The sequence below is a fragment of the Frigoribacterium sp. CFBP 13707 genome, from assembly GCF_014842245.1.
Classification (GTDB): domain Bacteria; phylum Actinomycetota; class Actinomycetes; order Actinomycetales; family Microbacteriaceae; genus Frigoribacterium; species Frigoribacterium endophyticum.
This window is the reverse complement of record NZ_JACYVL010000001.1, coordinates 645,603-658,057: the sequence shown is the minus strand read 5'-3', so window position 1 is coordinate 658,057 and position 12,455 is coordinate 645,603. Positions and strand designations below refer to the sequence as shown.

The window sequence follows — 12,455 nt, the reverse complement described above, 5'->3', positions numbered from 1 at the left end:
CGGGCCGTGCCTGGTCCGCGTCGTCGGCCAGGGCCCGTCAGCGAGCGTCCGGCAGGGCGGTGCCGTCGTCGACGTCGAGGCGGACCCTCCACCCGGCGACGCCGCTCTGCCCGGCGAGGTCGAGGGCGTCGGGCCCCGCTGACCGCAGGATGAAGCCTGGCCCGAACGGTCGAGAGGCGTCGTTCTCGTCCGAGAGAGCGACCGAGACCGCGACCGCTGCCCCGGCCTCGTCCTCGTCCTCGCCGTGGCCGGGGAGGCGCTCGACGGCGACGCTGGTCGACTCGCCGACGACGTTCGTCCACGGGCCCCCGGGGTCCGGTCGGTGGGAGCGCTGTCGGACGGCGTCGACGGAGAGGATCCGCCCGGCCACGGCGACCCGGGGCGCATCGTCCCCGCCGTGGTGTGTCTCGGCGAAGTCGACGCCGGCCGCCTCCTCCGGGCCGTACGACGCCTCGATCCACTCGCGGCCCCAGGTCAGCTCCCACGTCACCTCGTCGCCGATGCCGGCCGCCGTGCCGCAGCAGCCCTGCTCCCAGCTCGAGACGAACACTCCGATGCGCATCCGCCCAGCGAAGCACGCCGACGAGCCGCACGGGTCGGCCCCGGCCCTCGAGCTCCCTCCATGTCCACAGGTCCCGCCGTCCACAGGCGGAGCCGTGTCGTCTCCGTCCGCCCCTGGAGGTGGGTCAGCCTGGAGCCATGCCGTTCCTCGACCTCGCCGCCTGGCCGCCGGGCGCCGCCGCCGTGTTCCTCGCGGCCTGCGTCTCCGCGGTCGTCTCCGTCGTCAGCGTCGGGGCGACCGTGGCCGACGCTCGCCGGTCACGACGCCGCCTCGACGCCGCGACCGTGCGTGAGCAGTGGTGGACGAGGTGGTCGTGGACCCTGGAGAGGTGCCTGGGGCGCAGCACCGACCAGCAGCGTGCTGGTGCGGCGATGATGTGCGTCCTCCTTGCGTCGCCCTGGGCGACCCGGGAGGATGAAGCGATAGCACGTGTGATCGGAATCGAGATCGCGCGGCTCGACCTCGGTGACGAGGAGGGTCGTCGCGACCCTGAGGCGGGAGAAGAGCCATGACCGACGACGACGCAGCTCGTTCTGCGGTGCTCGCGGAGTTCCGGGCCATCGTCGACATGATCGACGAACGGTGGGCGCGCGACGCCGCGCAGAAGGCGACCCTCCGGGGCCGCCTCGGCCGCTGGCTGCTCCGCTCCGAGCAGCGCTCCCGTGCGGGCTCGCGCTCCGTCGACCCCTGGCCGGCCCGGGGGCCCGCCCGCCGCTAGGCGCCCTTCGCGGGCGTGCCGTCGGGCAGGGCCGGCCCCTCGACCGCCGCCCGCCACCGCCCCGAGGCGACGTGCTTCACCATGACGTTCACCGTCGCCGCCGTCGGCACGGCGAACAGCGCGCCGGGGATGCCCGCGACGAGCGACCCGGTCGCCACCGCGAAGACGACGGCGAGCGGGTGCACCCGCACCGCGCCTCCCATGACCAGCGGCTGCAGCACGTGCGCCTCGAGCAGGTGCACGAGCAGCACCCCGCCGAGCATCACGAGCGCCTGCACCGGGCCCGCGACGACGAGCGCGAGCAGCACGGCGAGGGCCCCGGTCACGATCGCGCCGATGACGGGGATGAACGACGCGAGGAAGACGAGGATGGCGATCGGGATGGCCAGCGGCAGCCCGAGGAAGGCCGCGAACAGCCCGATGCCCACCGCGTTGGCCGCGGCCACGACCACCTGCACCCGCACGAACGACGCGAGCGTCTGCCACCCGGCGAGCCCTGCGCCGTCGACGGCCGGCCGCGCCGCGCGCGGGAAGAGCGCCACGACCCAGTGCCACACGCCGCGGCCGTCGATCAGCAGGAAGATCGTCGCGAACAGCGTCAGCAGCCCGCCCGCGAGCACGTGCCCGGCCGCGGAGCCGATGGCTGCCACCCCGCTCAGGATCTGCTGGCTCGCGTCCTGCAGGGCCTGCCCGGCCTGGCCGACGTACTGGTCGAACTCCCGGTCGGTGAGCTGCAGCGGCGAGGTGCGGAGGAACTCCCGCAGCGCGTCGTACGACGCCACCCCCTTCGCCGTCAGGTCGTCCGCGCCGGCCCGGACCTGCGTGACGACGAGCACGAGCAGCCCGCCGACCACGACGACGAGGCCGAGAAGCGCGATGACGATCGCGAGCCAGTGGGGGAGGCGGCGGCGCGTGAGCAGGCGCACGACAGGCTGCAGCAGGGCGCAGATGAGGATCGCGATGAGCAGCGGCACCACGATCTCCTCGAGGGTCGCGATCAGCCAGCCCGCGACGGCGAGGCAGCCGGCGACGACGAGCAGCCGCCAGCCCCAGGCGCCGGCGAGCTGCATCGCGGGCGGGACGGCCGAGGCGGCCGGGGGCGAGGGGGCAGGCGGCGCGACCGCGCCCGCGGAGGCGACCCGCGCCTCCGGCACGACCGCGCCCGCGGAGGCGACCGCCGCCTCCGGCACGACCGTCGCGGCAGGAGCCCGGGGAGACGCGACCGACACGTCGAGGTCGGCAGTGCCCGTCGAGGTGGCCGCGTCGTCGTCCGCGCGCCCGCGGTGCCAGGGAAGGTGCATGTCGTGCAGTCTCTTGGCGGGATCCGATGGAACGGCTGTGAGTCCGCAGACCCGCTCGTGCACGCGCGCTGAACGGCCAGGCCGCGAGGCGCCGCGACGCCTGCCGTAGCATCGACCCGGTCCGCGGCGCTCGCCGCGGCGGAGCCGTCACGGGCGAGGCGAGGAGGCGCGACATGACCCAGCGGGTCACCATCGTCGAGGTCGCCGCCCGCGCCGGGGTCGCGATCAGCTCGGTGTCGAGCGCCCTCAACGACCGGCCCGGGGTCTCCGACCAGACCCGCGCGCGCATCAAGCAGGCCGCCGCCGACCTCGGCTTCGTGCCGAACGTGCGCGGCCGCTCGCTCAGCTCCGGGCGCGCGTTCACCGTCGGCCTCGTCGTGCACCGCGACCCGTTCGTGCTCGAGAGCGACCCGTTCTTCGGCAGCTTCATCGGCGGCCTCGAGTCGGTGCTCGACCCCCGCGGCTGGGCGCTCATCCTGCAGATGGGCTCCGCGGCCGACGAGACCCTCGACCGCTACCGCCGCCTCGCCGCCGGGCGCCGCGTCGACGGGGTGTTCCTCAACGAGCTCGTCGTCGACGACCCGCGCGTGCCGCTCGTGCAGCAGCTCGGCCTGCCCGCCGTCGGCGTCAACCCCGCCCCCGGCTTCCCCCTCCCGGCGGTCCGGCAGGACGTCGCCGCGGGCGTGCGCGAGCTCGTCGACCACCTCGTCGGGCTGGGGCACCGCCGCTTCGCGCACGTCGCCGGGCCCGCCCGCTTCGTGCACGCCGTCCACCGCGTCGAGGCCTGGCAGGAGTCGCTGGTCGCCGCCGGCCACGACCCCGGCGTCGTCGTCGAGGCCGACTTCACCTACGACGGCGGGCGTCGGGCCGCGGCCGACCTCCTGTCGCGCCCGGAGCGGCCCACCGCGGTCTTCTGCGCGAACGACCTGGCCGCCATCGGCTTCATGGCCGAGGCCGACCGGCTCGGCGTCCGCGTGCCCGACGACGTCAGCGTCGCCGGGTTCGACGGCATCGAGCTCGGCTCGTACGTGCGCCCCGCGCTGACGACCCTCACGACGACGCCCCGGCTGATCGGGGCCGAGGCCGCCCGGCTGCTGCTCGCGGCCGTCGAGGGCCAGGCCGGGCCCGACGCCTCGGTGGCGCCGGCCCGCCTGCTCGTCCGCGACTCCACCGCCCCCGCCGCGCGCTGAGCCCGGCGCCTCGTCGGCCGAGCCCCTTCCGCTCGGTGCCCGGCCGTGTTAGCTTCCTGTCTACCGAAACGTTTCGGTAACCATCAGCCACGCCAGCCAGACCGCCACGACGACGAAGTCGGAGCCCCATGACCCCCGCCAGCAGCAACACCAGCACCGACGCAGCCCGTCGCCTCGAGCCGCTCACGCCCGACGCCCTCCGCGCCGTGCTCGACGACGCGCTGGTGCACGAGAACGAGCAGACCGGCGCCCTCGCGCAGCTGACCTTCTCCGGCCCGGCCGCCTACGGCCCCGACCGCCCCGACTGGGCCGTCGGCCCGTTCGAGCCCGACCCCGCCCTGACCTTCACGCTCGAGGGCCAGTGGAGCGACCCCGACGGCATCGGCTGGACGAGCTCGTCGCTCTACAACCCCTCGATGGTCGAGCACGACGGCACGCTGCACCTCTTCTACCGGGCGTCGCCCGTCAAGGAGAGCCTCGGCAGCCGCATCGGCCACGCGACCCTCGACCTCACGGCCCCGGGCGCCTCGTGGGTCGACGACCCCGCCAACCCGGTCGTCCGCCCGACCGACGACCTCGAGCTGCTCGGCACCGAGGACCCGAAGGTGTACCGCGCCGAGGGCCGCTGGTGGCTGTTCTACAACGGCGTCCACCCGATCACCGAGGAGGCGCGGGCCGCGTTCCCGAGCACGGGCTACCCCGTCGGGGCGGTCGGCTGCGAGATGATGCTCGCCGTCAGCGACGACCTCGTGACCTGGCAGCGCCTCGGCCCGATCGCCCCGCCCGAGCAGACGAGGCTCTGGGCGAAGGGCGCCGTGGTGCCCCGCGACGAGCACGGCGAGGCCGTCCGCCTCGGCGGGGAGTACCTGATGTTCGTCAGCGAGGGCTTCGACGGCGTGCTGCACGTCGGCCGCTCCGACGACATGCGCACCTGGGCCTTCGAGCCGGTCGACTACCTCGACCTGTCGAGCGTCGGCGGCCACCTGCACGAGGTCGCCGCGGCGATCGTCACCGGCGACGGGCACCTCGTGCTCGACGTCTTCCACGACGTGGACGGACGTTTCGCCGCGAGCCAGGCCCTCTACGACGTCGCTCGCCCGTTCGAGCAGCTCGCCCTCACGCCGGGCGGCTCGCTCAGCTGGGGCGGGCTCAGCCGGGTCGACGGCCGCTGGACCTTCGCACAGGGCTGGGACGCGCCTCCCGGCCGCCGCGAGCTCTACGTCTACCGCGAGGCGGCGGGCCCGACCCGCGCCTCCTGACCTCCGCCCGCGCCGGCTCGCCGGTGGCGGCACCCCCTCACAGCGCACCACCCGATCAAGGAGAACACCGTGCAACGACGCACCACACTCATCGGCGCCACCGTCCTGCTCGCCGGCCTCGGCCTGACCGCCTGCTCCGGCGGCGGGGGAGGCGGCGGCGACGCCCTCACCGCGAAGGGGCCGATCACGATCTGGTACTCGAACAACGAGTCGGAGGTCGCCTGGGGCAAGGCCGCCGTCGAGGCCTGGAACGCCGACCACCCCGACGAGCAGGTGAAGGGGCAGGAGATCCCCGCCGGCAAGTCGAGCGAAGAGGTCATCGGCGCCGCCATCACGGCCGGCAACGCACCCTGCCTCGTCTACAACACGGCCCCCAGCGCCGTCGGCCAGTTCCAGAAGCAGGGCGGGCTCGTCGACCTGTCGAGCTTCGACGACGGCGCCGACTACGTCGAGGAGCGCAGCGGCGACCTCGCCGAGCAGTACCAGGACGCCGACGGGAAGTACTACCAGCTGCCCTGGAAGTCGAACCCCGTGATGATCTTCTACAACAAGGACCTCTTCACGCAGGCCGGCCTCGACGCCGAGGCCCCCGCGCTCTCGACCTACGACGACTTCCTGGCCACGAGCAAGACGCTCGTCGACGCGGGCGTCTCCGACTACGCGATCCACCCGGCGCCGACCAGCGAGTTCTTCCAGACGCAGTTCGACTTCATGCCGCTCTACGCCGCGGCGACCGGCGGCACCGGCCTCGTCGAGGACGGCAAGGCCACCTTCGCCGACGACGAGGGCGAGACCGTCGCCGGGTTCTGGCGCGACCTCTACGACCAGGGCCTCGCCGGCCAGGAGCAGTACACCGGCGACTCGTTCGCCGACGGCGAGGCGGCGATGTCGATCGTCGGGCCGTGGGCCGTGAACGTCTACTCGGACGTGAACTGGGGCGCCGTGCCCGTGCCGACCGAGGACGGCACGCCCGCCGACGAGACGTACACCTTCAGCGACGCCAAGAACGTCGGCATGTACACGGCGTGCGAGAACCAGGGCACCGCGTGGGAGTTCCTGAAGTTCTCCACGAGCGAGGAGCAGGACCGCGCGCTGCTCGAGACGACCGGCCAGATGCCGATCCGCACCGACCTCGCGACGACGTACGCCGACTACTTCGAGGCCAACCCCGCCTACGCGCTCTTCGGCGACCAGGCGGCCCGCACCATCGAGGTCCCGTCCGGCCCGAACACCGTGGCCGAGCTGCAGGCCCTCCGCGACGCCTGGTCGAAGAGCGTCATCTTCGGCGAGGGCGACGTCGACCAGGCCCTCGGCGACGCGGCCACGAAGGTCGACGAGCTCGCGGCCCAGGGCTAGGCCGTGTCGACCCTCAGCGCCGAGCCGGCCACGCCGGCGGCCGGCGGCGGCTCCGAGGAGGCGCCCCGCGCCTCCTCGGGTCGCCCCCGCCCCGGCGGGGCCCGGTCGGGCGGTCGCGGCCCCGTGCGTCGTCGTCGCGGCGGCCCGCTCGGCAAGAACCCCCTCGGCCTGCTGTTCAGCGCGCCGTACCTGGTCTTCGTGCTCGCGGTCTTCGCGTACCCGCTCGGCTACGCGGTGTACATCGCCTTCCACGACTACTTCTTCACGGCCCCCGGCGCCCAGGTCGAGCGCCCGTTCGTCGGGCTGCAGAACTTCGTCACCGCGTTCACCGACCCGGCCGTGCTGCGGTCGTTCGGCAACGTGGGCGTGTTCCTGGTCATCAACGTGCCGCTCACGGTCGTGCTGAGCATCGTGCTCGCGACGGCGCTCAACAAGGTCGTGCGGTTCAAGGGCTTCCTGCGGGTGGCCTACTACGTGCCGTACCTCACCGCGAGCGTCGCGGTCGTCGCGGTGTGGCTCTTCCTGTTCAACGGCAACGGGCTCGTCAACCAGGTGCTCGGGCCGCTGGCGCCGTCGCCGTCGTGGCTCATCAACTCGGCCTGGGCGATGCCCTCGATCGCGCTGTTCGTCACGTGGAAGCAGCTCGGGTTCTACATCCTGCTCTACCTCGCGGCGCTGCAGAACGTGCCGAAGGAGCTCTACGAGGCGGCGTCGAGCGACGGCGCCGGCGTGGTCAGGTCGTTCTTCACGGTGACCGTGCCGGGCGTCCGGCCCGCGACGGTGCTCGTGCTGCTCGTCTCGACCGTGACGGGCGCGAACCTGTTCACCGAGCCCTACCTGCTGACCGGGGGAGGCGGGCCGAACGGCGCGTCGACCTCGCCCGTCCTGCTGATGTACCAGAAGGGCATCGAGCAGGGGAACCCCGACCAGGCGGCCGCCATCGGCGTCGTGCTCGTCGTGCTCGTGCTCGTGATCGCGCTGCTGCAGAACCGCTTCGCCGGCGGGAAGGAGGACTGACATGTCGAGGTTCCAGGTCGTGCTGCGGGGCGTCGTCCTCGCCGTGGGGGCGCTCGCGTTCCTCTTCCCCTTCTACTACATGGTGATCGGCTCGCTGCAGACGAAGCCCGACCCCACCGTCGCCGGGGCCTTCCCGCACCCGTCGAACCTGACGGGCGCGAACTACGCCGCCATCGACAGCCGCATCGGTCTGCTGACCGGGCTGGTGAACTCGGGCATCTTCACCGGGGGCGTGCTGGTCTGCACGGTCGTCTTCGGCGTGCTCGTCGGCTACGCGCTGGCCGTGCTGCAGTGGCGGGGGCGCGGGGTGACGTTCGCGCTGGCGCTGCTCGTGCAGGTCGTGCCGTTCCAGCTGCTGGTCATCCCGCTCTACGTGCTGATCGCCCGCAACTACGGCCTCAGCGACAGCTACCTGGGCATGATCCTGCCGTTCGCCATCAACTCGACGGCGGTCATCATCTTCCGGCAGTACTTCCTCCAGCTGCCGCGCGAGCTGTTCGAGGCGGCCCGCATCGACGGCACCGGCGAGTTCCGGCTGCTGTGGAACATCGCACTGCCGCTCGTGCGGCCGGCCCTCGTCACGGCGCTGCTGCTCACCTTCATCGGGCCGTGGAACGAGTTCCTCTGGCCGTTCCTCATCACGAAGGAGGCATCGATGCAGCCGCTCGCGGTCTCGCTGGCGAACTACATCTCGAACGTCGCCGCGACCGCCGCCAACCCCTTCGGCGCGACCCTGGCCGGGGCCGTCGTGCTCGCGGCGCCCGTGGTCGTGCTGTTCATCGTGTTCCAGCGCTACTTCATCTCGACCGACGTCGGCTCGAGCGTGAAGGGCTGACAGGAGATCCCCGTGACCACCGCATCCCCCACCACCGCCTCCACCGCCTCCACCGGCCCCTCGGGCGGCTCCGCCACCGCCGTCGCGCCGGGCGCCTTCCCCTACCGGCTGACCCGCGCCGGGGTCGTCATGACCCCCGACCCGGGCGACCCGCTCGAGGCCGAGGGCGTGCTCAACCCCGGCTCGGGCCGAGGGCCCGACGGCGAGCTCTACCTGCTGCCGCGGCTCGTCGCCGCGGGCAACGTCTCGCGCGTCGGCCTCGCCCGCGTGCTCGTCGACGACGGCGTGCCCGTCGGCGTCGAGCGCCAGGGCGTCGTGCTCGCCCCCGACCGCGGCTGGGAGCGCGGCGCCACGCACTCCGGCGTCGAGGACCCCCGCGTCACCCGGGTCGACGAGCTCGGCCTGCACGTCATGACCTACGTCGCGTACGGGCCGCTCGGCCCGCGCACCGCCGTCGCCGTCAGCGACGACCTGCGTGAGTGGCGCCGGCTCGGGCCCGTGACGTTCGACTACGTCGACGAGCTCGACACCGACCTCGGCCTCTTCCACAACAAGGACACGACGTTCTTCCCCGAGGCGGTGACGGCGCCCGACGGGGTGCGCAGCTTCGCCGTGCTGCACCGGCCGATGTGGCACATCGGCGCGACCGTGCCGGGCGAGGGCAGCCCGCTGCCGGCGGGGGTGACCGACGGCCGCCACTCGATCTGGATCAGCTACGTGCCGGTCGAGGCCGTCGAGCGCGACCTGCGCGCCCTCGCCCGCTGGGGGCAGCACCGGCCGGTCGCCGGGCCCGCGGCCCCGTTCGAGGAGCTCAAGATCGGCGGCGGCCCGCCCCCGCGCCGCGTGCCCGAGGGCTGGCTGCTGCTGCACCACGGCGTCACCGGCGTCATCGAGGACGCCTTCGCGCAGCAGCAGAACGTCAACTACGCCGCGGGCGGGATGATCCTCGACGCCGACGACCCCTCCCGGGTGCTCGCCCGCTCGGCCGAGCCGCTGCTCGAGGCCGAGACCGACGACGAGCGCGCCGGCATCGTGCCGAACGTCGTCTTCCCGACCGCGATCGAGGAGGTCGACGGGGTGCCGTGGGTCTTCTACGGCATGGCCGACTCCAAGATCGGCGTCGCCCGCCTCGACCGCGCCTGACCCCCACCGCCGCGCCTGACCCCCAGCACCCCGCACGACGAGACAGAAGGAGGCGGTCGACGATGACCGCACGCACCGCACGATGGGCCGGGCTCGCCCTGGCCGCCACGACAGCCCTCGCGCTGGGGGCGACGGGGGCGCTGCCCGCCTCCGCCGCGCCTCCCGCCGCTCCCGCCCCGGCGGCTCCCGCCCCTGCGGCTCCGGCGGTTCCCACCCCGGCGGCCGGCGCGCCCGCGGCAGCCCCGGCACCGCTGACGAACCTCGCCCACCTCGACTTCCTCCTCGACCAGGCGACGCCGGCGCCGGAGGAGGGCCACACCTCCTACCGGCTCGACTCCGAGCCGACGCTGACGCTGCCGTGGACGTACGCCGACGCCCGCGACGGCGGCGCCTTCGCCCGCGTGGGCGGCGGGCCGCTCGACCCGGCCACCGGGTACTGGGGCCAGGGCGCGTACAACTCCGACGACGTCTCGCGGGCGGCCGTCGTCTACCTGCGCGACTGGCAGCTGACCGGGGCTCAGGCGAGCCGCGAGAAGGCGTACGAACTGCTGCGCGCGACCGCGTACTTCCAGACCACCTCCGGCCCGGCCGCGGGCAACGTCGTGCTGTGGATGCAGCCCGACGGGACGTTCAACCGCAGCCCGGTGCCGGTCGAGCTGCCCGACCCGTCCGACAGCGGCAACAGCTACTGGCTGGCCCGCAGCCTCTGGGCGTTCGGCGAGGGCTTCGCGGCCTTCCGCGACGACGACCCGGAGTTCGCGGCCTTCCTGCAGCAGCGCCTCCAGCTCGGTGTCGCGGCGCTGCAGCGCGACACCCTCTCGCGGTACGGGCAGTACGACGTCGCCGACGGCGTGCAGGTGCCCGCCTGGCTGATCGTCGACGGCGCGGACGCCACGGCGGAGGCGGTGCTCGGCCTGGGCGCGTACGTCGCCGCGGCCCCCGACGACGCCGTCGTGCGGACGGCCACGACGCAGCTCGCCGAGGGCGTGGCCCGCATGGCCTCCGGCGACCCGCAGACCTGGCCCTACGGGGCCGTGCTGCCCTGGACGAACTCGCGGTCGATGTGGCACTCGTGGGCGTCGCAGATGCCGGCCGCGCTCGCGCGGGCCTCGACCGTGCTCGGCCGTGCCGACCTGCTCGCGCCCGCCGTCGTCGACACGGCGTCGTTCACCACGACCCTGCTCACCGCGAGCGGCCCCGACAACGCCTGGTACCCGACGCCGGTCGACCAGACGCAGATCGCCTACGGCGCCGACTCGCGCCTGCAGTCGGCGCTCGCCGTGGCCGACGCCTCGGGCGGCGCCGGGTTCCGGGAGGTCGCCGCGGCGGCCGCCAGCTGGTACTTCGGCACGAACCGCGCCGGGCAGCCGGTCTACGACCGGGCGACGGGCGTGACGAACGACGGCGTGCAGGCCGACGGCAGCGTCAACCGCAACAGCGGGGCCGAGAGCACCATCCACGGCCTCCTCTCGATGATCGCGCTCGACGGTGCGCCCGACGTCTCGGCGCTCGCGCAGGCGTCGACGACGGTCGCCGCCCGAGACGGCCTCACGACGGTCGAGGCCGAGGCTGCCACGGCGACCACGGGAACGGTCGTCACGCCCGAGTCGGCGTGGACGGGGGAGTCGCAGCTCAGCGGTGGCTCGGCGCTCACGCTCCGGCCCGGGCAGACCGCGACCATCACGGTGCCCGCCGGGTCGGGGCTCCGCCACGTCGAGCCCGTGCTGCTCGGTGCCGAGGGAGTCGTCTCGACCTCGGTCTGGCGTGCCGGCAAGGTGCCGCTCGGCACGCTGTCGACGCGGGTCGGCGCGCAGGGGGTGACCGGCGCCTCCGGGGCCCTGCTGCCGCAGACCCTGCCCGTGCCGGTCGGCCCGGGCGCCACCGCGGTCACCGTGACCGCCCGGGGCTCGCAGCCCGTGACGATCGACGCGCTGATCGTGCGGCCGCTCGTGCAGCGGCTGTCGCTGACCGGGGCCGGCGGGCGGGCGACCGACCTGGTGTCGTCGACGTCGCGGCTGCCGCTGCCGGCGACGGTCGGGGCATCCGGCACCCGGTCGACGGTGTCGAGCTACGACTCGCGCGGCCGGCTCGTGTCGGAGAAGGCCGTGTCGGGCCGCAGCGTGGTGCTCGTCAAGGCCGGCGGGTTCGTCGTCGTGACGCGCTAGGCCGGCGGGAACGAGAGAGCCCCGGACCGGTCGCCGCGCCCTGTGGTCAGGGTGCGGCGTCCGGTCCGGGGCTCGACGCGTGGTGCCGACCGCACCGCTCAGCTCACGCCGGGCGGGGCGAGGGGGCTACGCCTCGGAGGGGTGCGGCGCCGGCTCGGCGGTCGCGGTGGCGCGGGTGGCCTTCGCGAGGTTCTCGACGAGCTCCGAGCGGGTCTGCGACACGACGTAGGCGGGCTGGTCGCGCTCGACGCGCCAGCTCTCGCTCAGAGGGCCGACGTTGACGGTGTCGAAGCCGATCTCGTCGTAGAGGCGCTGCACGAGCTCGGCGGCCTCCTCGAAGTCGCTCGAGGTGGCGAGCGCACGACGGTCGGGGTCGCCCGCGGGCTTGCCGTCGGTCGTGATGTCCTTCGCCATGATGTGGTTGAAGCCCTTGGCGACCTTGCTCTCGGGCAGGTGGCGCTGCAGCATGCCCGACACGGTGTCGAGGCCGTTGTCGAGGGCGGGGATCTGCCCGTCGCGCTCGAAGTAGTAGTTGTTCGTGTCGATGACGACCTTGCCGGCGAGCGGGGCCACGGGCACCTGCTCGTAGTTCTTCAGCGGCACCGTGACGACGACGACCTCGCCGGCCTCCGCCGCCTCCTCGGACGTCGCGGCGCGCGCCTTCTCGCCCAGGTCGGCGACGAGGTCGCCGAGGGTCTCGGGCCCGCGCGAGTTGCTGATGACGACGTCGTGCCCCTGGGCGATGAGGGCCCGGGCGACCTGGCTGCCGATGTTGCCTGCTCCGATGATTCCGTATGTGGTCATGTCGTCAGCCAACGCCCGTCGGGCGGCCGCGTGTTCCCGCTCCCAGCCATCTCGGAGGCGGCGCCCAGCCGTGTCGCCCGGCCCGACAGGACGCGGGAGGCGCGT

12 protein-coding genes are annotated in these 12,455 nt (G+C 73.9%); 9 read left to right on the top strand and 3 right to left on the bottom strand.

Features of this window, described 5'->3' with window-relative positions; genetic code table 11:
* Positions 1–37: 37 nt before the first annotated feature.
* Positions 38–562 carry a DUF6578 domain-containing protein gene (locus IFT45_RS02955; RefSeq protein WP_192126600.1) on the bottom strand — a complete coding sequence of 175 codons (525 nt, stop codon included), beginning with the start codon at positions 560–562 and terminating at the stop codon, positions 38–40.
* Positions 563–699: 137 nt separating this feature from the next.
* Here IFT45_RS02955 and IFT45_RS02950 point away from each other — a divergent pair, with 137 nt between their 5' ends.
* Positions 700–1,074 carry a hypothetical protein gene (locus IFT45_RS02950; RefSeq protein ID WP_192126598.1) on the top strand — a complete coding sequence of 125 codons (375 nt, stop codon included), beginning with the start codon at positions 700–702 and terminating at the stop codon, positions 1,072–1,074.
* The gene (locus tag IFT45_RS02945) at positions 1,071–1,280 is read left to right on the top strand and encodes a hypothetical protein (RefSeq protein WP_185233769.1); all 210 of its coding nucleotides are present in this window, start codon (positions 1,071–1,073) and stop codon (positions 1,278–1,280) included. Before IFT45_RS02950 ends, IFT45_RS02945 begins: the two co-directional genes overlap by 4 nt.
* Here IFT45_RS02945 and IFT45_RS02940 read toward each other — a convergent pair.
* On the bottom strand, positions 1,277–2,581 hold the full coding sequence (locus tag IFT45_RS02940; protein ID WP_244637589.1) for an AI-2E family transporter: 1,305 nt from the start codon (positions 2,579–2,581) through the stop codon (positions 1,277–1,279). The genes IFT45_RS02945 and IFT45_RS02940 overlap by 4 nt on opposite strands.
* Before the next feature lie 173 nt (positions 2,582–2,754).
* Here IFT45_RS02940 and IFT45_RS02935 point away from each other — a divergent pair, with 173 nt between their 5' ends.
* From IFT45_RS02935 to IFT45_RS02905, 7 genes are all read left to right on the top strand, one after another.
* Positions 2,755–3,771: a LacI family DNA-binding transcriptional regulator gene (locus tag IFT45_RS02935; RefSeq protein ID WP_185233767.1), complete on the top strand. Its 1,017-nt coding sequence runs from the start codon at positions 2,755–2,757 to the stop codon at positions 3,769–3,771.
* A gap of 128 nt (positions 3,772–3,899) precedes the next feature.
* Positions 3,900–5,030 (top strand): hypothetical protein, encoded by a 1,131-nt coding sequence (locus IFT45_RS02930; protein ID WP_192046306.1) that lies wholly within the window; start codon positions 3,900–3,902, stop codon positions 5,028–5,030.
* 69 nt (positions 5,031–5,099) lie between these two features.
* Positions 5,100–6,386 carry a sugar ABC transporter substrate-binding protein gene (locus IFT45_RS02925; protein WP_082514597.1) on the top strand — a complete coding sequence of 429 codons (1,287 nt, stop codon included), beginning with the start codon at positions 5,100–5,102 and terminating at the stop codon, positions 6,384–6,386.
* 3 nt (positions 6,387–6,389) lie between these two features.
* Positions 6,390–7,403, top strand: a complete 1,014-nt coding sequence (locus IFT45_RS02920) for a carbohydrate ABC transporter permease (RefSeq protein WP_370543620.1) — start codon at positions 6,390–6,392, stop codon at positions 7,401–7,403.
* Position 7,404: 1 nt separating this feature from the next.
* Positions 7,405–8,238: a carbohydrate ABC transporter permease gene (locus IFT45_RS02915; RefSeq protein WP_056057158.1), complete on the top strand. Its 834-nt coding sequence runs from the start codon at positions 7,405–7,407 to the stop codon at positions 8,236–8,238.
* A 129-nt stretch (positions 8,239–8,367) separates the two neighbouring features.
* A complete protein-coding gene (locus IFT45_RS02910; RefSeq protein WP_192046380.1) occupies positions 8,368–9,381 on the top strand; it encodes a glycosidase in 1,014 nt (337 codons plus the stop codon).
* A 62-nt stretch (positions 9,382–9,443) separates the two neighbouring features.
* The gene (locus IFT45_RS02905; RefSeq protein WP_192126597.1) at positions 9,444–11,546 is read left to right on the top strand and encodes a hypothetical protein; all 2,103 of its coding nucleotides are present in this window, start codon (positions 9,444–9,446) and stop codon (positions 11,544–11,546) included.
* A gap of 126 nt (positions 11,547–11,672) precedes the next feature.
* Here IFT45_RS02905 and IFT45_RS02900 read toward each other — a convergent pair whose 3' ends face one another.
* Positions 11,673–12,350, bottom strand: a complete 678-nt coding sequence (locus IFT45_RS02900) for an NADPH-dependent F420 reductase (protein ID WP_056057153.1) — start codon at positions 12,348–12,350, stop codon at positions 11,673–11,675.
* Between the last annotated feature and the right edge of the window lie 105 nt (positions 12,351–12,455).